The organism is Variovorax sp. 05L425, from assembly GCF_056397705.1.
Window position 1 is genome coordinate 1 of record NZ_JBFTNY010000010.1, and the last position, 19,403, is coordinate 19,403.

Annotated in this window: 17 protein-coding genes and 1 pseudogene; 14 read left to right on the forward strand and 4 right to left on the reverse strand. The window is 65.3% G+C overall.

Annotation, left to right across the window (positions count from 1 at the left end):
- Positions 1–144: 144 nt before the first annotated feature.
- The gene (locus AC1DN9_RS13135) at positions 145–1,263 is read right to left on the reverse strand and encodes an MBL fold metallo-hydrolase (protein WP_478100774.1); all 1,119 of its coding nucleotides are present in this window, start codon (positions 1,261–1,263) and stop codon (positions 145–147) included.
- Positions 1,264–1,379: 116 nt separating this feature from the next.
- Here AC1DN9_RS13135 and AC1DN9_RS13140 point away from each other — a divergent pair, with 116 nt between their 5' ends.
- Both AC1DN9_RS13140 and AC1DN9_RS13145 read left to right on the forward strand, forming a co-directional pair.
- Positions 1,380–4,922: a patatin-like phospholipase family protein gene (locus AC1DN9_RS13140; protein ID WP_478100776.1), complete on the forward strand. Its 3,543-nt coding sequence runs from the start codon at positions 1,380–1,382 to the stop codon at positions 4,920–4,922.
- Between the two features lie 66 nt (positions 4,923–4,988).
- Complete coding sequence (locus tag AC1DN9_RS13145) at positions 4,989–5,306, forward strand: hypothetical protein (RefSeq protein ID WP_478100778.1); 318 nt, start codon at positions 4,989–4,991, stop codon at positions 5,304–5,306.
- Between the two features lie 3 nt (positions 5,307–5,309).
- On the opposite strand, the gene AC1DN9_RS13150 is transcribed toward AC1DN9_RS13145, so the two are convergent.
- Complete coding sequence (locus AC1DN9_RS13150) at positions 5,310–7,016, reverse strand: hypothetical protein (RefSeq protein ID WP_478100780.1); 1,707 nt, start codon at positions 7,014–7,016, stop codon at positions 5,310–5,312.
- 147 nt (positions 7,017–7,163) lie between these two features.
- Between AC1DN9_RS13150 and AC1DN9_RS13155 the strand changes: the two genes are divergently transcribed.
- The 8 genes and pseudogenes from AC1DN9_RS13155 (at position 7,164) to AC1DN9_RS13190 (ending at position 14,096) form a co-directional block, all read left to right on the forward strand.
- Entirely contained in the window at positions 7,164–7,835 is a 672-nt protein-coding gene (locus AC1DN9_RS13155) for an amino acid ABC transporter permease (protein WP_478100782.1), read from the forward strand.
- 5 nt (positions 7,836–7,840) lie between these two features.
- Positions 7,841–8,494 (forward strand): amino acid ABC transporter permease, encoded by a 654-nt coding sequence (locus AC1DN9_RS13160; protein ID WP_478100784.1) that lies wholly within the window; start codon positions 7,841–7,843, stop codon positions 8,492–8,494.
- 63 nt (positions 8,495–8,557) lie between these two features.
- Positions 8,558–9,355, forward strand: a complete 798-nt coding sequence (locus tag AC1DN9_RS13165) for a transporter substrate-binding domain-containing protein (RefSeq protein ID WP_478100786.1) — start codon at positions 8,558–8,560, stop codon at positions 9,353–9,355.
- 143 nt (positions 9,356–9,498) lie between these two features.
- Positions 9,499–10,278, forward strand: a complete 780-nt coding sequence (locus AC1DN9_RS13170; protein ID WP_478100788.1) for an amino acid ABC transporter ATP-binding protein — start codon at positions 9,499–9,501, stop codon at positions 10,276–10,278.
- 19 nt (positions 10,279–10,297) lie between these two features.
- A complete protein-coding gene (locus AC1DN9_RS13175) occupies positions 10,298–11,044 on the forward strand; it encodes a sugar phosphate isomerase/epimerase family protein (RefSeq protein WP_478100789.1) in 747 nt (248 codons plus the stop codon).
- Positions 11,041–11,988: pseudogene (locus AC1DN9_RS13180) on the forward strand (sugar kinase); the annotation flags it as partial. The gene AC1DN9_RS13175 and the pseudogene AC1DN9_RS13180, both read left to right, overlap by 4 nt.
- A 60-nt stretch (positions 11,989–12,048) precedes the next feature.
- A complete protein-coding gene (locus AC1DN9_RS13185) occupies positions 12,049–13,056 on the forward strand; it encodes a 2-hydroxyacid dehydrogenase (RefSeq protein ID WP_478101115.1) in 1,008 nt (335 codons plus the stop codon).
- A 14-nt stretch (positions 13,057–13,070) separates the two neighbouring features.
- Positions 13,071–14,096, forward strand: coding sequence for a LacI family DNA-binding transcriptional regulator (locus AC1DN9_RS13190; protein WP_478100790.1), 1,026 nt, complete (start codon positions 13,071–13,073; stop codon positions 14,094–14,096).
- Between the two features lie 76 nt (positions 14,097–14,172).
- On the opposite strand, the gene sigJ is transcribed toward AC1DN9_RS13190, so the two are convergent.
- Positions 14,173–15,048, reverse strand: coding sequence for an RNA polymerase sigma factor SigJ (gene sigJ, locus AC1DN9_RS13195; RefSeq protein WP_478100792.1), 876 nt, complete (start codon positions 15,046–15,048; stop codon positions 14,173–14,175).
- 100 nt (positions 15,049–15,148) lie between these two features.
- Here sigJ and AC1DN9_RS13200 point away from each other — a divergent pair, with 100 nt between their 5' ends.
- From AC1DN9_RS13200 to AC1DN9_RS13215, 4 genes are all read left to right on the forward strand, one after another.
- Positions 15,149–16,084, forward strand: coding sequence for an SDR family oxidoreductase (locus AC1DN9_RS13200; protein WP_478100794.1), 936 nt, complete (start codon positions 15,149–15,151; stop codon positions 16,082–16,084).
- A complete protein-coding gene (locus tag AC1DN9_RS13205; protein ID WP_478100796.1) occupies positions 16,081–16,470 on the forward strand; it encodes a nuclear transport factor 2 family protein in 390 nt (129 codons plus the stop codon). The genes AC1DN9_RS13200 and AC1DN9_RS13205 overlap by 4 nt, the downstream gene beginning before the upstream one ends.
- Before the next feature lie 145 nt (positions 16,471–16,615).
- A complete protein-coding gene (locus AC1DN9_RS13210; RefSeq protein ID WP_478100797.1) occupies positions 16,616–17,611 on the forward strand; it encodes an ABC transporter substrate-binding protein in 996 nt (331 codons plus the stop codon).
- A gap of 73 nt (positions 17,612–17,684) precedes the next feature.
- Entirely contained in the window at positions 17,685–17,975 is a 291-nt protein-coding gene (locus tag AC1DN9_RS13215) for a 2TM domain-containing protein (protein WP_478100799.1), read from the forward strand.
- A gap of 18 nt (positions 17,976–17,993) precedes the next feature.
- Here the strand turns inward: AC1DN9_RS13215 and AC1DN9_RS13220 are convergent, their stop codons facing one another.
- Positions 17,994–19,385 carry an FAD-binding oxidoreductase gene (locus AC1DN9_RS13220; protein ID WP_478100800.1) on the reverse strand — a complete coding sequence of 464 codons (1,392 nt, stop codon included), beginning with the start codon at positions 19,383–19,385 and terminating at the stop codon, positions 17,994–17,996.
- Positions 19,386–19,403: the final 18 nt, after the last annotated feature.

The window sequence follows — 19,403 nt, forward strand, 5'->3', positions numbered from 1 at the left end:
CACGGCAACCCGAAGGGAAGGTATGCCAGGACGGGCCACTCGGCGTTGCGCTCCTTGCATGTGCCAACGCACATGCGGCGTCGCGCGCCTTGATTGGCCCGTCCTGGCATACCTTCGCGACCCCGGAAGTAGTGTGAACAGGCCCTAGCGCAGCCCCTGCCACCAGCGCACGTTGGCCCGCGGCTGGCCGATGGTGAGCACTTCGCCGATCTCGGGTGTCGCCAGCTCGATGTTCTTGCGTTCCGCGAGATCAGCGATGCGGTCGAGTGGGTCGTGCCAGGCGTGGAAGGCCAGAGCGAAGGTGCTGTTGTGCACCGGGAACAGCACCTTGCCGCGCAGATCCTGGAAGGCCTGCACGCTTTGCTCGGGCGTCATGTGCACCGAAGGCCAGTAGGCATCGTAGGCGCCGTTTTCGATCATCGCGAGGTCGCAGCCGCCGAAGCGTTCGCCGATCTGCGCGAAGCCTTTGTTGTAGCCGGAGTCGCCGCTGTAGAAGATGCGCTGGTCGCCGCTCTGGATCATCCAGGACGCCCAGAGCGTCTTGTTGCGGTCGTTGAGCGTGCGTCCCGAGAAATGCTGCGACGGCGTGGCCGTGATTTGCACGCCATCTTGCTGGCCGGTCTGCCACCAGTCGAATTCGGTGACCCGATCGGCCGGCACGCCCAGCTCGACGAGGCGGGCCTTCACGCCCAACGGAACGAAGTAATGCTGCACGCGAAGCGCAAGGTACTCGATGGTTCCCACGTCGAGATGGTCGTAGTGATCGTGCGAAAGGATCAGTCCTTCGATTGGCGGAAGTTGCTCCAAGGCAATGGGAGGCTTTTGAAAACGACGGGGCCCGATCCATTGGAAGGGCGATGCGCGTTCGCTGAACATGGGGTCGGTCAGCCAGTAGTTGCCGTGGAGCTTGAGCAGGTTCGACGAATGTCCAATGCGGATCACATGGTTGGCCTTCGGATCCAGCGCTTCGAGTTGCTCGATGCTGACGGTTCGAACGGGGATCGGATCGACCGGCATCGTGTCAGGCTTGGACTCGAAGAGAAAGCGCGACCAGATCTTCCACTGGCTTGCGGTGGGCAACGCGTCGGGGTTGGGCGGATTCCGGAAGCCGCAGCCCACGAATTGCGGCGATGCCGCGTAGGGGCTTTCGCAGGCGCCGTGGGTTGCGCAGCTGGCGAGCAGGCCGCCCAGGGCAATCAGCAGGCTCGCGAACATGTGGCGAGGCCAGTCTCGGGGCTGGTGCAGCAGCTGCAGCGGGTTCATTGGACGCCGACTTTAACCAACAGCGCCTGCAACCCTGCGCTCCGGCATAGACCGTTCGAGCCATTGATGCAGCGGGTCAACCATGAAATATTGCAGTTCGAACGACGAGGAGCGGCATGGACGAGACCATCCAGAAGCTGGTTGCCGAACGTCGCCGCGCACTTCATGGCGACGACGACGGACGACGGCCCTGGGGCCTCGCGTTGTCCGGCGGAGGGATCCGCAGCGCGACTTTCTGTCTCGGGCTGCTCAAGGCGCTGGCCAGTCATCGGCAATTGCTCAAGTTCGACCTCGTCTCGACCGTGTCCGGCGGCGGCTACATCGGCGCGACTTTGGGGCGCCTGTGCACCAATGCCAAGAGTCCCGACGACATACGCGAGATCGAACGCGCGCTCGGCGATGTCGATCGCGCGCGTTTCGGCTGGTGGCTGCGCGCCAACGGCCGCTATCTGATTCCGGGCGGCCTGCGCGACACGCTCTTCGCCGGCGCACTCTATCTTCGCAACCTGCTGGGTACGCACATCGAACTCGCGATTGCCGCGAGCCTGATCGGCATGGTGCTGGCCGCGACGAATCTGCTGCTGTGGGACGCGGTGTTCCGCGCCGTGGACCTCAACAGCGTGCCGCCGGACACGGTGAGCAGCGTCACCGATCTGGATGCGATGCAATACCTGCGGCTCCTGGTGGAGTGGGCCACGCAATGGCCGACGCTCTGGTTCACGCTCGTGGGGCCGTTCATCGCATCCATCATTCTTGCGTGCGCCTATTGGTCGGTGCGCGACAAGCCGTCGACCTCGTCGATGCTTTTGCAGATCGCGATGTGGCTCGCGCTTGGCGCCGGCGCGTGCTGGATCGGCGGCCCCTTGGTGGAGCGCTTCAGTGGGCCGGTGTGGATCACGCCCGCATTCGTCGGCTTTGCGCTGTGCTGGGTCATCGCCTTGCTCTGGGTGCTCTACTACAGCCGAAAGAAGAACGCGGCCGCGCTGCGCAACGAACTGACGGATCGGCTGGCCTCGGTGATCAACACGGCACTGCTGATCGTGATGCTGGGTCTCCTCGACCGCAGCGCCTGGTGGCTGGCCGCCGAGGACCAGCAACAGCGCGTGTCGTACGGCGCGGTGCTGCTGGTGGTCGCGGCGGCGCTGCGCGGGGTTCTGCCGATGTTGCTGTCCCATCGGCAGGAAATACCGGGCGTCGGCAAGACGGTGGTGCTGACGCTGGCGAGCCTGCTCGGGCTGGTCCTGGCCTTCTGCCTTGCGGCCTGGTGGGTGTCGGTGGTCTATGTGGCCGTGCTGTTGCCCGTGTTTACGCCTGCGGGACTCCAGTTCACGCGCGGCTGGGCGTGGCTTGGCACCATTGCCGTGATCATCGGCAGCTACGCATTGGTGACGGGGCGCAACTTCGCCTTCCTGAACGTCTCGTCGCTGCACATGTTCTACAAGGCGCGCATCGTGCGAGGCTATCTCGGCGCGGCCAATGCGCGGCGGCTCGGCGCCAGTCCGACCGATCAGGTCTCGGGGCTGGAGCCGCCGCAGGTGCCGGTGGGCGAGGTCGACCCGCACGACGATATTTCGCAGCTCCACTACGCGCCACAGGCTCACGGCGGGCCGGTGCATCTCGCGAACATCTGCATCAACCAGACGCACGACACCAAGGACCGGTTGTTCAACCGCGACCGCAAGAGCCAGCCGCTCACCGTCGGTCCGCAGGGCTGGATGCAGGCCGGCGGCGCGCAGTGGATGCAGGCACATGGCGACGGTGCGCTCACGCTCGGCGGGTGGATGGCGATCTCCGGCGCGGCTTTCGCGCCCGGCCTCGGGCGGCTCACCAAGCGCGGCCTTGCAGCGCTGTCGGTGTTCGCGGGCCTCCGGCTCGGTTACTGGTGGAACAGCGCCGAGGCCGGCATCGCGCAGCACGGCGCGGTCGTGCATGCGAGCCCGCTGCTGATGAAGACGCGTTTCCTGCTGCTGGAGTGCTTCGGCGCCTTTCCGGGCAGCAGTTCGGCCAACTGGTATTTGAGCGACGGCGGCCACTTCGAGAACACCGGCGCGTATGCCCTGCTGCGCCAGGAGTGCGCGCTGATCGTGATCGCGGACTGCGGCGCCGATCCGGAATACCGCTTCTGCGACCTGGAGGTCCTCATCCGGCGCGCGCGCATCGATCTCAATGCCGAGATCACTTTCATGAAGCCGCGTCCGGGCGCGGAATGGACGCATCTCGAAGCCTTCGGTTCGCTCAACGACCTGGCCTCGTCGAGCAGCCAGGCGTGTCTCGCGCTGGCGCAGGTGCGCTATGCGAGCGGCGCGACGGGGCAGATCGTGCTGGTCAAGCCCAATGTGTCGGCGTCGCTGCCGGTGGATCTGGTGAACTTCAAGGCCGCCAATCCGCTGTTTCCTCAACAGCCGACGACGGACCAGTTCTTCGACGAGGCGCAGTGGGAGAGCTACTTCCGCCTCGGCTCCGAGATCGGCTACAGGCTCGAGGACGAGATGCTCGCGCACGTGGCGATGGGCGCCCCGGGCCTGTTCGTGCCGGACGACGGCCAACCGGATACGTCCGCGCATGCCGCCAAGCCTGGCGACAAGGACAGCGCCGCCGCCGCCGCGGTCGGAACGATGAGCCGTCTGCAGGCGCGCGTGCTCAGGGCGGGTGCGGTGACGGCCTCCATCGGCATCGGGACGGCGGCGACCTTCGGCGTGGCCGCGTGGCAAGGCATCGACAGCTGGCGCGGTCAGCGCGCGGACCAGACGAATTCCGAGAACGCGGCCTTCAAGGACCTCACCGAACGATGGGCGCACCTGCATGCGGGCAACGCCGGCGGGGATGCACCGGCATTGCTGGCCGCCGAATTGCTGCGCACGGGCGACCTGTTGTGCAGGGAAGGCAGCGACAACTTCATGGCGAAGTTCCGCCTGTCGGTGCGCATCGTCGACGATGCAAAGCAGGCCTGCGGCAACGAGGCCTTGCCGCAACGCTCGCCCGCGTGCGCGCGGCTGCTCGATCCGGGCAACGGCATCGACTGTCTGCAGCCTCCACAGGCGTCGCCATGTGCGCCGCGCTATTGGGCGCGCGACTATTCCGGCCAGACAGGTTCGAAGCAGAACTGCAGCGGCATCCTGCCGGAGCCCTGGCCCGTGGCGGTGTGGGCGCGCGACCTCGTGACGGGGCGCCGCGGCGAAGTACAGGTGGCATCGGCGCCGCCGCCGCCGCCGCCGCCCGCACCAACCCCACCGCTGGATGCCGGGGGCAGTGCGCCGTCTTACGGGGGGTCGGCTGCCGCGCCCGCCGCGCCCGCACCGCCGCCGCCCGATGTCTGCGCCGGCGCCGTGATCTACATCCAGACCTACGGCACTGCGCTGCGCGACAAGGCGCGCACATGGCGCGGACCCTGGCGCGCCCTGGGCGCCTCCGTGCCGCCGATCGAAGACGTGCTCAGTACCTCGCGGCGTGCCGGTCGCGCGCCGCCGGTGGGGCATCCGGATCCGACGGTCGTCATCCGCGAGGAGTCGTCACGGGCCTGCGCACAGGCGCTGATCCAGACCGCTGCATCGCCGACAGGCCAGCCCTGGGTCATCAAGTACCTGCCCCGGGCGATCAAGGCCGATCCCGGTTCGATCGAAGTGTGGCTGCCCCGGATCAAGGATTCGGCGGCCAGTTGATCCTCTTGGCGAGGGATGACAGCGGAGTCGGCACGGTACCCAATCGTGTGACGAGGAGGAATGGCCATGAACATTTCACCTACGGCGGCGCTTCTTGCGCTGGGCGCACTCGTCGCCGCCTGCGAATCACAGCCCAGTGTCACGTTCGTCACGAACGGGAGTGATTTCAACGTGCTCGGCCTGACGCACGACCAGTCCACCTGCGAGGCGCCCGGCCGCCTGGCTTACCTGACGTGGTGGGACGGCCAGACGCTGCGCGGATGCTGGGTGCGCGACCATGCGCACATTCGTGCGCGTTTCGACGACATGGACGACCGGCGCATCCCCGTCGGCGAATTCCGGCCCACCGAGGTTGCCGACTACCAGAACCTGTCGCTCGATTGAGCTTCAGTCCGAGCCTGCCCGCCAGACCTTCGCCAGCACGCCCAGCTTGGTGCGGAAGGTATGGCGCTCGTCGGAGAGCGCATCGATGAAGTCCGACAGCCGGCGCGACTTGACCATCGTGTAGACCGTGAGCCAGGTCGTCAGCACAAAGGTCACGCCGAACCAGAGCAACTTGCGCCACATCGGCGATTCGGCTTCGGCAAGCAGGTTCATGCCGAGGAAGCCGGTCGTGATGGTGCCGATCAGGCCGAACAAGGTCACCACGGTGAGCCGCACGACCGTGTTGGCCTGTCGCCGCAGGCTGTCGGCATCGAGGTAGGTGTTCATGTCGGCGATGCGCTCCTTGAGTTCGTCGTAGAGCGGATCGAGCCCCAGGTGCGTGGTGCACAGGTGCGACAGCGCACGCACCTGCGCCTGCTCGGAGATCTCGTGGAACCAGTAGCGATGCGTGAAGCGCAGGAAGCCCTCGAAACTGGCGCGGATCGCACGCTTGAAGCGCTTGACGCTGGCAACGTCGTGAATGTTCAGGTTGCGCAGCGCCTCGACGAGCTTGTCCGAATACATCAGCAGCGCAGCCTTCTGGAAGTGCGCGATGAGGAACAACAGGAAATGCTGGTGACGGAACTGCGCCAGGACACCGCGGTCGCGGCAGCAGAAGAACTCCGAGTCGGCCTGGCCCACCACGATGAGCGCGCGGCCGTTGCACAGGTAGCGCGTGTTCGGCGCCGCGCCGGCGTTGACCCAGAAGCGGTCGTAGCAGTAGCGCTGCTCGAAGTCGATCATGAGATCGTCTGCGAAGGGCAGCGGTCCGGTGCCCGACACGGCGGGCTCGGCCGCGCCCGATACAAGCGCGAGCCGAATGAAATCCGCGCGCGACAGCCGCCTGGGATCGTCGAGCGCGAGGTAGGCCATGACCGGCATGCGGTAGTACTCGATCTGGCGGTAGCGCAACTCGCCGGGCTCGTCGGAATGGTCGATCACCAGCGGCTGCATCAGCCAGGCCCAGTGCGCCGTGATGCGCGGCGCGCGGTGCTCCGCCACGTGCGAGAGGAAGGGCTCGCGCTGCTGAGCGTCCGAAACGGACAGCACCGTGCCGCCCGCACCCAGCCACTCGACGCTGTGCATGCAATGCAGCGCTGCGCCCTGGGCATCCCAGCCGCCGGGATAGGCGCGGCCGAAGCGATAGAGGATCTCCTGGGCCTGCGGCAGGCTGAGGTCGTCCGCGCCGATCTCCATGTTGAGGATCACCACGTCGACGTCGAAGAAGAAGTACAGGTCGACATGCACCACCTGCAGCGTGATGGGCGCGTCGCCCGATCGTGCAACGACGCGCACGGCCGTCACGTCGCTGCGCCGGAATACGCGCATCGGCGAATCGCTTCCATAGTCGGTGCCGCCGGCCTGGCCCCCCTTGCGTCCGTCGCCGTAGAGAAAGCGCTGAACGTAGGGCAGGAAGCTCACGAACTCGTTGTAGTGGCGCTCGTGGAAGCGATCGCTTCCGCCGGTGTATTCGTCGATCTCCTCGCGCCACGGCGACGCATCGCCGAGGTCGCGCAGCACCTGCCACGGGCCGCGATGCGCGTGTCGCGGCTGCGCCGTGGGCATCAGGCGCAGCGGCCAGAGCAGGGTCTGGCGGAGGTGATGCACGGCAGGCGTGTCGACTGCACTCGCGACCTGAGTTTCTGCTTCCGATGATTCGGTGATCAGCATGCCGTCAGTGTAGGCACGGCGGGGTCCTAGGGGAATCCCTAGGCTGGTGCTGAAACCGGTTTCACATATACTGACCTGCACCGCGGCGACGTTCGTTCGAAGCGGAAATGCACCACTCCGAACCTGCTTCGAATAGCCACCACTGCCGTGAACTATCAATTCCAGTTCGATGCCGTCTTCGCGGCCTGGCCGCTGCTGCTGAAGGGCACGTGGATCACGATCCAGCTCTCGCTCGTTGCCACGCTGCTGGGCCTGGTGGTCGCCATCTTCTGTGCCTGGGGCAAGACTTCGGGACCGGGCTGGCTGCGCTTCATCGTGAACGCGTACATCGAGGTCATCCGCAACACGCCGTTCCTGGTGCAGTTGTTCTTCTTTTTCTTCGCGCTGCCGGCCATCGGGCTGCGCTGGTCGCCTTACACGGCGGCGCTCACGGCCATGGTGGTGAACCTCGGCGCTTATGCGGCGGAAATCGTGCGCGCGGGCATCGAATCCATTCCCAAGGGCCAGATCGAGGCGGGCAGGGCGCTCAACCTCAAGCCGTGGGAGATCTTCCGTTTCGTGATCATCAAGCCGGCGCTCAAGGCAATCTACCCGGCGCTCACGAGCCAGTTCATCCTGCTGATGCTCAGTTCGGCAGTGGTGTCGGTCATCTCCGCCGACGACCTGACCTCGGTCGCTGCCAACCTGCAATCGCAGACCTTCCGGAGCTTCGAGATCTACATCGTGGTGGCCGGCATCTATCTCGCGCTGGCGCTGTCGTTCTCGGCTTTGTTCAAGCTGATCTACAGGCGCACCCTCAACTATCCGGATCGGCGCTGAACACCATGCGTACCTTCGGCTTTCCAGAATTCTTGTTCATCCTCCAAGCGGCCCAATGGACGCTGGCGCTGTCGCTGATCGCCTTCATCGGCGGAGCGATCCTGGGGCTCTTGATCGCGCTGGCGCGCACGTCGGAGAACAAGACGGCGCGGGTGCTGTCGACCGCCTTCATCCAGATCTTCCAGGGCACGCCGCTGCTGCTGCAACTGTTCCTGATCTTCTTCGGCGCGCCGGTGCTGGGTTTCGACATCAATCCGTGGATCGCGGCGGGCGTGGCGCTCATCCTGAACAGCGCGGCCTTCCTCGGCGAAATCTGGCGCGGGTGCATCGAGGCGATTCCGCGCGGCCAGTGGGAGGCAGCGCAGGCGCTCAACCTCAACTACGTTTCGCGCATGCGTGACGTGGTGCTGCCGCAGGCCTTCAAGATCGCGCTGGCACCGACGGTGGGCTACGTGGTGCAGATCATCAAGGGCACCTCGCTCGCGGCGATCATCGGCTTCACCGAAATCACGCGCGCCGGGCAGATCATCAACAACGCGACCTTCCAGCCGCTGGAAGTCTTTGCGACGGTGGCAGCGATCTACTTCGTCATTTGCTGGCCGCTTTCGTTGCTGGCCGCGCGCATGGAGCGCAAGCGTGCTCGCGCTCTTGCCCGCTGACCCGCCCATCCAGTTTCTCTTTCGCCTTTTCGTTTTCAGTCCTCAAACTCAAGGAGACCTTAGATGATTCGTTCCAACACCCGCCGCGCTGCCATCGCAGCCCTGGGCCTGGGCGCCGCGCTGACCGTATTCGCCCCCTTCGCAACGGCCCAGACGGTGGCCGACATCAAGAAGAAGGGTGAGCTCACCATCGGCATGCTGGTCGACTTCCCGCCCTACGGCACCACCGATGCGAAGAACCAGCCCGACGGCTACGACGCCGACGTCGCCAAGCTGCTGGCCAAGGACTGGGGCGTGAAGGCCAACATCGTGCCGGTCACCGGTCCGAACCGCATTCCCTTCCTGCTCACGAACAAGGTCGACCTCCTCGTCGCCTCGCTGGCCGTGACGCCCGAGCGCGCCAAGCAGGTCCAGTTCTCGCAGCCCTATGCGGCAGCGACCATCGTGCTCTACGGCAAGACTGGCACGCCGATCAAGACCGCCGCCGACCTCAAGGGCGTGCGCGTGGGTGTCGCCCGCGCCAGCACGCAGGACGTGGCCGTGACCAAGGCAGCGCCCGAAGGCACCGAGATCCGCCGCTTCGACGACGATGCATCGGCCATGCAGGCACTGATGTCAGGGCAGGTCGACGCAATTGGCGCTTCCACCACGGTCGCCGCACAGATCGCCAAGCGCGTACCGGCCAACACCTTTGAAAACAAGTTCACGCTGGTGCAGCAGAACATGGGCATCGCGATGCGCCCCGGCCAGGAAGACTTGCAGAAGAACGTGAACGAATTCATCCAGAAGAACACAGCCAATGGCGAGCTCAACAAGCTCTACCAGAAGTGGCTCCAAACCGACCTGCCCAAGCTGAACTGATGAGCTAACCCCCAGGCTTCGCGCACTTCGTGTCGCTACGCCAACCCCCTTGCTGGGGGCAACACCGGCGGCCCGGCAAAGCCGGTTCCGCGGTGTTTCCCGAAAAATCCGGGACTGTGAATTCTTGAAATGATGGAACTCTTATGACCGATGCAGTCACGACCCACGCCGGCACCGAATCGATCATCCAGATGGAGGCGGTGAACAAGTGGTACGGCACCTTCCAGGTGCTGACCGGCATCGACCTTTCGGTGCGTACCGGCGAGCGCATCGTGATCTGCGGGCCTTCGGGCTCGGGCAAGTCGACGCTGATCCGCTGCATCAACCGGCTCGAGACGGTGCAGAAGGGCCGCATCGTGGTCGACGGCATCGATCTCACCGCCGGCGGCAAGAATGTCGATGCGGTGCGTGCCGAAGTCGGCATGGTGTTCCAGCAGTTCAACCTGTTCCCGCACCTCACCATCCTGCAGAACTGCACGCTGGCGCCGATGCGCTCGCGCGGCATGTCGAAGACGCAGGCGGAAGAGGTTGCGATGAAGTACCTCACCCGCGTGCGCATTCCCGAGCAGGCGCACAAGTATCCGAGCCAGCTTTCCGGCGGCCAGCAGCAGCGTGTGGCCATCGCGCGCGCGCTGTGCATGTCGCCCAAGATCATGCTGTTCGACGAGCCCACTTCGGCGCTCGACCCGGAGATGGTCAAGGAAGTGCTCGACACCATGATCGGCCTGGCTGAAGACGGAATGACGATGCTTTGCGTGACGCACGAGATGGGCTTTGCGCGCAGCGTGGCCGATCGCGTGATCTTCATGGCCGACGGAAAGATCATCGAGCAGGGGCCGCCGGCCGAGTTCTTCGGCAACCCGAAAAACGAAAAGACGCGCCAGTTCCTGGGGCAAATCCTGAGTTCGCACCAGGCGCACTGAGGCGTCGATCACCAACGGTATGACGCAGGTATTGATTTCTCTCTCATCGTTCGGCGCCGCCGAGATCGGCCGCCACGGCCAGCTCTGGTGCGCGCAGCTCGCCAAGGCAGCTGGCGCCGACAGCGTTGAAGTGCGCGGCGAGTTGCTGCGCGATCCGGCGACGGAGTTGCCAGCGATGGCTGGTCTTGCATCTGTCTATTCCAGCCCCGAAGGCCTCTGGGCCGAAGGGGGCTGGCTCGACAGCGCCGCGCTCGGGCGCGGCATCGCGGCCGCGACCACGCTCGGCGCCAAGCGGCTGAAGATGTCGATCGGCGACTTCCGCCCGTCGTCGCACGGCTCGCTGTGGGGCCTCAAGGTTCAACTCGCCGAAACGCGCATCGAACTCGTGATCGAGAACGACCAGACCGTTTCCGCCGGGACGCTGAACGCGCTGCAGGCCTTCTTCGACGCCGCCGACCATGCCGGGCTCGACCTGGGCATGACCTTCGACATGGGCAACTGGCACTGGGTTGGCGAATGCCCCCTGCAGGCCGCCCAGGCGCTGGGCCGCCGTGTGCGCTACGTGCATTGCAAAGGCGCGCAGCGGTTGCCGGCCAAGTGGGTGGCGGTGCCGCTCGCGGACTCCGCGGCGCCCTGGCGCGCCGTGTTGCGCGCGCTGCCGGCCGACGTGCCGCACGCCATCGAATATCCCCTGATCGGAGACGACCTGCTGGCCGTCACGCGCGACCAGATCGCGCACATCCGCTCTTTGCGAGCCACTTCATGACGAATCCTTCCTTCGACGTCGCGCTGTTCGGCGAAGCCATGCTGCTGCTGGTGGCCGACCAGCCCGGCCCGATCGAAAACGCCACCGCTTTTCACAAACGCACGGCCGGCGCCGAGACCAACGTGGCGATCGGCCTTTCGCGCCTCGGCCTCAAGGTCGGCTGGGCCAGCCGGCTCGGCACCGACTCGATGGGCCGCGCGCTGCTCGCCACCATGCAGGGCGAAGGCATCGACTGCTCGCACGTGATCACCGACGCGACGCAGCGCACCGGCTTCCAGTTCAAGGGCCGCGTGACCGACGGCAGCGATCCGCCGGTCGAATACCACCGCAAGGGATCGGCCGCCAGCCACATGGGCCCCGGGGATGTCGATGAGAACTGGCTGCGCTCCGCGCGCCATTTGCACGCGACGGGTGTGTTCGCGGCGATTTCCGACACCAGCCTGCAGGCGGCGATCAAGTCGATGGACGTGATGCGCAGCGCGGGCCGCACCATTTCCTTCGACCCGAACCTGCGGCCGACGCTGTGGTCGTCGGCCGAGACGATGCGGCACTGGATCAACGATCTTGCGTCGCGCGCCGACTGGGTGCTGCCCGGCATGGAAGAGGGCCTGATCCTCACCGGCGAAAGTACGCCCGAAGGCGTGGCGCATTTCTATCGGAAGCTCGGCGCGAAGCTGGTCGTGGTGAAGCTCGGTGCCGAGGGTGCCTACTACGACAGCGATGTCGCGGGCACGGGGCGCGTCGAAGGCTTTCCGGTCAAGAAAGTCGTCGATACCGTGGGTGCCGGCGACGGCTTCGCGGCCGGCGTGGTCAGCGCGCTGCTCGAAGGCAAGTCGGTGCCCGAAGCGGTCCGGCGCGGGGCCTGGATCGGCGCGCGTGCCGTGCAGGTGCTCGGCGATACCGAAGGACTGCCGACCCGCATGCAACTCGAAGAGGCTGGCATCGAAGGCCCCCACGCTCAGCGCTTCGCGTCATCGCTGCCCCCCGAGGGGGCCGCAGCCGCCTTGGGGCGGCCCGGCGGCGGCTGGACTCGCAAGAAGATCCTCGTCTTTCGCGAACTCCCCGACGATCAACTGGCCCGACTGCAGGCCGCGCACGATGTCACGGTCGCCAATCCGCGCGAGGCCGCACAGCGTGATGCATTTGATGCAGCGCTGCCGCACGCGCAGGGCCTGATCGGTTCCAGCTATCCGGTCGACGATGCGCTGCTCTCGCGAGCGCCGCGGCTCGAAGTCGTGTCCAGCGTCTCGGTCGGTGTCGACAACTACGCGCTGGCGTCGCTGCACGCGCGCGGGATCATGCTGTGCCATACGCCCGGCGTCCTCGATGAGACCGTGGCGGATACCGTCTTCGCATTGCTGATGGCGACCAGTCGCCGCGTCGTCGAGCTGTCGAGCCTCGTGCGCGAGGGTGCCTGGACGAAGAACATCGGCGAAGACCTGTTCGGCTTCGACGTGCACGGCAAGACGCTGGGCCTGCTGGGCTTCGGCCGCATCGGCCAGGCGATTGCGCGGCGCGCGGCCCTGGGCTTCGGCATGCCTGTGCTCTATCACGCGCGCCGGCCGGTGGATCTCGCAACGCAGGCGCCGGAACTGCAAGGACGCGCAATCCACACGCCGCTTGACGCGCTGCTCGCGCAGTCCGACTTCGTCGTCGCCATGCTGCCTTTGTCGGACAGCACGCGCGACATGATCGACGCCAAGGTGTTCGGCGCGATGAAGCCTGGCGCCATCTTTGTCAACGGCGGACGAGGCGCCACGGTGCGCGAAGATGCGCTGCTCGCGGCGCTCGATCACGGCACCCTGCGCGCTGCCGGCCTCGACGTGTTCGCGACGGAGCCGCTGCCCATGGATTCGCCGCTGCGTACGCATCCTCGCGTGACACCGTTGCCGCACATCGGCTCGGCCACGCACGAGACGCGCCACGCCATGGCCGAGCTTGCGACGACCAATCTGCTGCGTGCCTTGGCCGGTGAGCGGCCGCTCGCCGTCTACGACACGGCTTCGGCTTGAACGCACGAAATCCCATGCAGCGAACGGGGCGCGCGACCATTGCCGACGTGGCCAAGGCGGCCGGCGTGTCGAAGGCCACCGTCTCGCGCTTCCTCAACCATCGCGAGCGACTGCTGAGTCCGGACATCGCGGCGCGCGTCGAAGCCGCGGTCGCCCAACTCGACTACACGCCGAGCCCGATGGCGCAGGCGCTGAGCCGCGGCCGATCGCGGCTCATCGGCCTGATCGTGGCCGACATCACCAATCCGTACTCGGTGGCTGTGCTGCGCGGTGCCGAGAAGGCCTGCCAGGACGCCGGCTACCTCGTGATGCTCTTCAACCTGGGCAACGATATCGATCGCGAGCGCGAGGCCATCGATGCGCTGACTGGCTACCAGGTCGACGGCTTCATCCTCAACACGCTGGGTCGTGGTGCCGGGCTGGTCGATGCCGATGCGCTGCACGGCAAGCCGGCGGTGCTGGTGGACCGTCGTCACGCCGGCATGCATACCGATTTCGTGTCGCTGGACAACGTGGCCGCGATGAAGTCGGCATGCAGCCATCTCGTGGACGGCGGATTCCGCGAACTGCTCTACATCACCGAACCGCTGAAAGGCGTGAGTTCGCGGCGTGAGCGTTCGGCGGCGTTCGGCGCCTGCATGAAAGCGCACGAGCCGCGCGTGGCCGGTGAGGTTTTCGAATGCACGGGCGACGACAGCGAAAGCCTCGATACCGCATTGCGCGCGTTGCACAAGCGTGCCCGACGTGGCCGCCGCGCCGCCGTGCTGGCCGGCAACGCGGTCGTGACGCTGCGCGTGGCCACGGCGATGGCGCGGCTGGGGCTGAGTTTCGGCACGGACATCGGCTTTGTCGGCTTCGACGATCCCGACTGGGCGCCGCTGATCGGGCCCGGCCTGACCGCCGTCGCTCAACCCACCGACGCGATCGGACGTACTGCCGCTGCCTGCCTGATCGAACGCCTGCAGGGCCTCGAAGGGCCGCCACGGCAACTCTTGCTGCCGGGCGAACTGGTGATTCGAGGCTCGTCGAGCCAGGTTTGAGGGCAGCCTGTGGGCAGCCGCAGTGGCTGTGCGGCTCCCACTCGCCGCCTGAAGGCCTATAGCCGGAAGCCGACATTCACGTCAACAGGACCGCCTCACCCATCTTTGCCGGATTCGCCACGATGCTGATCGACGAGATTCGATCCTCGTTCGTCTCGAACGCCAGCACTGAATGCAGCGTACCGTTGAAGAAGCGAAGCAGTCCCAACTCGCCGTTGACGCGCACCGGGCGATAGTCGAGCCGCGCGGCATGCGCGGAAACTTGACGGGCGATCACGTGGAAGAGCCGCGCGATGCGCTCTGCTCCTTGCAAGGGCTTGAGCACGACGCGCGCATGGCCGCCACCGTCTGCCACGACCTGCGCATCGTTGGACAGCAACCCGACGATGCGGTCGATGTCGCCGCTCGTCGTGGCCGCCACGAACTGCTCCACCAACCAGCGATGCTGTGCCGGCGATGCTCGAATGCGTCCGCGCGGCTCGCCCAAGCGTTGCCTCGCCCGATACACCAACTGGCGGCATGCGCCCTCACTGCGTTGAAGGGCGTCGGCGATATCGGCGTAGTCGTAGTCGAGCATCTCGTGAAGCAGGAATGAAGCGCGCTCATCCGGGCTCAACCGCTCGAGCATCAACAGAAAGGCAATGGACAAGTGCTGGGCCTTCTCCAGCTCGGTCTCGGGCGATGCCACCTCCGCAACGATGGGCTCTGTCAACCACGGCCCGACGTAGGACTCTCGTTCCACTTTCAAGGTCCGCAGGCGGTCGATGCACCAGCGCGTCGTCACGCTCACCAGCCACGCTTCCGGCGAGCGCACGCGGCTGGTTTCGGCCTGACGCCACTTGAGGTAGACCTCCTGCACGGCGTCTTCAGCCTCCTGCCGTGTTCCCAACATCCGGTAAGCAATACCGAACAGGCGTGACCGAAGGTTCAAAAAAGTCTGGGTATCCGTCATCGCAGTGAACAGTCGTGGACGGTGACTCGGCACGCGGTGGTGACGAAACCGGAACCTCAAACGTCTTGTTCGATGAGGCTCATCGCCGAGGGGTTTCACGATGTATAGCGACTTCGATCAACCATTGACGTGGGAAGGAAATATGCTTGAGCACACCAGCACAGATGAACAGCGCATTCTCGTCACGGGCGGTACCGGCCATCTCGGCCGTGACATCGTGGGCCAACTGCTGGCCCGGGGCAAACAGGTACGAGTCTTGGCCAGGCTGCCGGGCGACGACCCACGGGTCGAATGGACCCGCGGTGATCTTGCGACGGGCGCCGGCTTGCGCGAAGCGCTTCATGGCGTGACCACCGTCATCAACGCTGCGACCTTCTCTCCGATCGCCCAGCGCGGCCGGATCCGACTGGTGGACTTCTTCACCACGCCTTCAGCGGTGGACGTGGGCGGAACGGGGCGGCTGCTGCATGAATGCCGGAATGCCGGGGTGCAGCATTTTCTGCACGTGTCCATCGTCGGCCTCAGCGAGGCTGCTTCGCTTCCTTATAGCAAGGTGAAGCTACAAGGCGAAACACTGGTTCGGCAATCGGATGTTCCGTGGTCCGTGGTGCGCGCCGGCCCGTTTTATTACCTGCTGGCGCGTCTCTTTGCCAGCATACGATGGATGCCTTGGTGGATCGTTCCCAACGTCATCATGGACGCGGTGGACACCGCCGATGTCGCGTCGTATCTCATCGAGTGCGTCGACGACGGCAGGCGCGGTGTGCGTGACGAGATCGGCGGGCCGTCAGCACTGCAGCTCTCGGAGCTTGCCCGCCAATATCTGCAAGCACGCCGACTGAACAAGCGCGTGGTCGGCTTCGATGTCGCCCCACAGACGGCGGTCCGGCTGGGCTTTGCCGAAGCGCACGGCCGCAAGGGGACCGCTGCCTGGCGTGAATGGCTCGCCGCCAACATCGACGAACCCAAAGGCAGGGTCAGGCGAGCGCCACTGCCTGCAACCGCATTCACTCCCGATGAAAGAGGCGCAAATTGACTACCAACCCACTCGACACCTGGCATCGCATCGTCGTTACTCAAGATCCGAGCGGTCTGCGAGACCTGCTCGCCGACGACGTGGTGTTCCACTCTCCCGTCGTCCACTCGCCGCAACGCGGCAAGGAACTCGCGACGCGTTACCTGGACGCCGCGCTGCACGTGTTCTTCAACCCGACCTTCCACGTCGTTCGCAAGCTCTTCGGCGAGAAGGACGCGATGCTTGAGTTCGAGAGCGACATCGATGGCGTGACCATCAACGCGGTGGACATCGTCAAATGGAATGCCGCTGGCCAGATCGTCGACTTCAAGGTGATGGTCAGGCCACTGAAGGCGATCGGCGTGGTGCAGCAGAAGATGACGGCGAGGCTTCTGGCGGGCAAGTGACGGACTCGTTGGGGACGCTCGATCGCCTTCGCAGAATTGCAGCTGACTCCATCGCCGTCCTTGACCCGAACGTATCGGGGTAGGCATGATTCAGTATCGCCGCCACCCAATTCGGGGACGGGCTCAAGATGCTGGGAGGTGGGACATGATTGGGCGTCGTCGAATCATCTCTGGCCTCGCGTGTGCCCTTGGGACGACGGCGCTGGCCCAGGTTCCGGGGCGGACGTATCACATCGCCTGGTTCGGATACACGGCAAAGAACACTGCGGACGAGGACCGGTACTTGGCGGCGTTCATCAATCGACTGGTTGAGCTCGGCTTCGTGGAAGGTAGGAACCTGACAATCGATTGGCGCTACGCGGAGGGAAAGAATGAACGCTACGCGGAGTTCGCTGCAGAGATGCGGGACAAGGGTGTCGACCTGGTCGTTACCGGCACTTCGACGGCGGCACACGCCGTGGTCGAGGCAAGCCGTAACATCCCAGTAGTCACGTTCGGAATCTTCGACCCGCTGCATACGGGTCTGGTCGAGAGCTTCGCACATCCGGGCGGCCAGGTCACTGGGATTTCAAACTTCAACTCCGACCTCATGCCAAAGCGAGTCGAGCTGTTCAAGGCCGCGGTCCCCACCGTCTCCAAGATCGCATTGGCCCGATGCCCGGAATGCGGGCGGCTGTCGGGCCTCAGCAGCGCAAGTATTGATGCGGCTTTCGAGAGCTACCGTGAAAGCGCGCGATCGGTTGGAGTCACCCTCATCCCCCTGGACATCAACGCGTCCGCAGATTTCTCGGCGGCGGTCGCGTTGATCGAGAGGCAACGAGCCGACGGAGTACTCCTGGGACCCAACCAGATCAACGCGAAGCTGCAGGATGACTGGCTTGCCTTCGAGGCAGCGAATCGGGTGCCTGTGATGGCAGGCAATCGCTTTGGAGCTCTCCTGTCATACGGCCCGGACTATGCGGCGATCTTCCGACGCGTGGCGGAGATCGGGGTGCAGATACTCAATGGCGCAAAGCCCGGCGACCTGCCGATGGAGCTGCCAACGAAGGTTGAGTTCGTTGTCAATCTGAAGGTTGCCAGAACCATTGGCTTGACCATCCCGCAGAGCGCGCTCCTTCGGGCCGACCAGGTCATATCGTGAGTCTCTCGTTGAGGCATGCTGTGCCGAAACCTGTTCCACTTGAGGAATCTGCTTCCCCCTAAGAGGTCGCACCATGAGACATGCCTCCGCCGACCATGACCAGCTGGAGCGACTTGCTCGCCGTCGCGCCAGCGCCAAGATGGGTTGGTACATCCATGCGTTCGTGTACGTTCTGGTGAACCTGCTCCTCATTCTGTTGGCTTCCTCGCGCGGGCAGAACTGGTATGTGTACCCGCTCCTCGGCTGGGGCCTGGGGCTCCTGATACACGGCGCGGTGGTATTCCTTGTCGCGCCGGGCGGGGGCCTCTACGAGCGGGTGCTTGAGCGCGAGCGCAAGTCGCTGCGGGGCGGTGACCGTCGGTGACCCCCACACTGCCGTGAACTACGCCGACGGTCTGATGTTCTGGTTCAGGCGAAAGAAGTTGGCTGGATCGTACTTGGCCTTGAGCGCAGCGAGGCGTGCGTAGTTTTCGCCATAGGCGGCGCGCACGCGATCCTCGCCCTCATCGCCGAGGTTGTTCGCATAGACACCTCCCGTCGAGAAAGGCTTGACGGCGTTCCAAATGTCGCGTGCCCACCGGACGGCCGGACCCTCCTCGGATGGCGCATCCCAGATTGAAATGGGAAAGCAGTCGTAGCGCGCATCGCGATTCGCGTAGGGCGTTGCCGAGGCGGCGACGCGAGCGATGGCGCCGCCGACGTGCTGGAACACCACGAGCGAGGTCGTCGAGGGCGCACGCGCGTAGACATCGAGCAGCGTGTCGATCGCCGCGTCGGTGAGTGAGTGCAGAAACTGCGCCTTCCAGTAGTAGCTGCGTCCTCGCGGAAAGAGACTGTCGCCGCCTGACTGAATCTGAAGGTAGGGAACGGGCGTCAGCTGGCTTTCGACCGAAGAGCCGTGCGCCAGGAGCGGACGCATGATGCGCTCGCCGATCTCGTTCGGGCCGCAGTAGCAGGCCGAGATGTTGAAGAAGCGCTCGCCCGACGCATTCGTGACGAGGGCCGCGTCCACACTGAGTTCGTCCGGGGCCTGGGCGCAGAAATCGTCGTAGAAACGCATCGCATCGCGCGCGCGGGGGTAGGGGTGGAGGGCGGTGTACATCAGCAGCGCTGGCCCGACCGGGTGGAGTTGGTATTCGAAAGTCGTGACGATGCCGAAATTGCCCCCGCCACCGTGCAATCCCCAGAACAGGTCCGCATTCTCGGTGGCGCTTGCCCTCAGCAAGCGGCCATCCGCCAGCACGACCTCCGCGGCGAGCAGGTTGTCGCAGGCCAGGCCGTGTTTGCGGCCGAGCTTGCCGAAACCGCCGCCCAGCGTCAGCCCGGCAATGCCCGTGTCGCTATTGACGCCCATCGTGGTTGCCAATCCATGGGCCTGCGTGGCGGCATCGAACTCGCCCAGGCTGAGGCCGGCCTCGGCGCGGGCCACGCAACGTTCCGGGTCGACAGAAACGCGTTTCATGCGAGACAGATCGATCACGATCCCATCGTCGCAGACCGACAGGCCCGCCACATTGTGTCCGCCGCTGCGGACCGCCACGAGATGGTTGCCCGATCGCGCGAACGCCACGGCTTCGATGACATCGGCGGTGCTGGCGCAGTAGACAACCATGGCCGGACGCTTGTCGACGGCGCCGTTCCAGACCGCGCGCGCTTCCTCGTATCCGGGATCGTCCGGGAGGACCACTTTGCCATGCAGCTTGCGCCGCAAGGTGTCGAGATCGGACGTGGACTGACCGGCCCCGAGGCGGTTGCCTGAATGATGAGTGTCCATTCTTACCCCCATGTTTTC

What these genes read in the sequence shown, in the direction of transcription:
- AC1DN9_RS13140 (WP_478100776.1), top strand. Translation starts at nt 1,380, where the DNA reads ATGGACGAGACCATCCAGAAGCTGGTTGCCGAACGTCGCCGCGCACTT.
- AC1DN9_RS13170 (WP_478100788.1), top strand. Translation starts at nt 9,499, where the DNA reads ATGACCGATGCAGTCACGACCCACGCCGGCACCGAATCGATCATCCAG.
- AC1DN9_RS13210 (WP_478100797.1), top strand. Translation starts at nt 16,616, where the DNA reads ATGATTGGGCGTCGTCGAATCATCTCTGGCCTCGCGTGTGCCCTTGGG.
- AC1DN9_RS13200 (WP_478100794.1), top strand. Translation starts at nt 15,149, where the DNA reads ATGTATAGCGACTTCGATCAACCATTGACGTGGGAAGGAAATATGCTT.
- AC1DN9_RS13135 (WP_478100774.1), bottom strand. Translation starts at nt 1,263, where the DNA reads ATGAACCCGCTGCAGCTGCTGCACCAGCCCCGAGACTGGCCTCGCCAC.
- AC1DN9_RS13215 (WP_478100799.1), top strand. Translation starts at nt 17,685, where the DNA reads ATGAGACATGCCTCCGCCGACCATGACCAGCTGGAGCGACTTGCTCGC.
- AC1DN9_RS13145 (WP_478100778.1), top strand. Translation starts at nt 4,989, where the DNA reads ATGAACATTTCACCTACGGCGGCGCTTCTTGCGCTGGGCGCACTCGTC.
- sigJ (WP_478100792.1), bottom strand. Translation starts at nt 15,048, where the DNA reads ATGACGGATACCCAGACTTTTTTGAACCTTCGGTCACGCCTGTTCGGT.
- AC1DN9_RS13165 (WP_478100786.1), top strand. Translation starts at nt 8,558, where the DNA reads ATGATTCGTTCCAACACCCGCCGCGCTGCCATCGCAGCCCTGGGCCTG.
- AC1DN9_RS13160 (WP_478100784.1), top strand. Translation starts at nt 7,841, where the DNA reads ATGCGTACCTTCGGCTTTCCAGAATTCTTGTTCATCCTCCAAGCGGCC.
- AC1DN9_RS13175 (WP_478100789.1), top strand. Translation starts at nt 10,298, where the DNA reads ATGACGCAGGTATTGATTTCTCTCTCATCGTTCGGCGCCGCCGAGATC.
- AC1DN9_RS13220 (WP_478100800.1), bottom strand. Translation starts at nt 19,385, where the DNA reads ATGGACACTCATCATTCAGGCAACCGCCTCGGGGCCGGTCAGTCCACG.
- AC1DN9_RS13190 (WP_478100790.1), top strand. Translation starts at nt 13,071, where the DNA reads ATGCAGCGAACGGGGCGCGCGACCATTGCCGACGTGGCCAAGGCGGCC.
- AC1DN9_RS13150 (WP_478100780.1), bottom strand. Translation starts at nt 7,016, where the DNA reads ATGCTGATCACCGAATCATCGGAAGCAGAAACTCAGGTCGCGAGTGCA.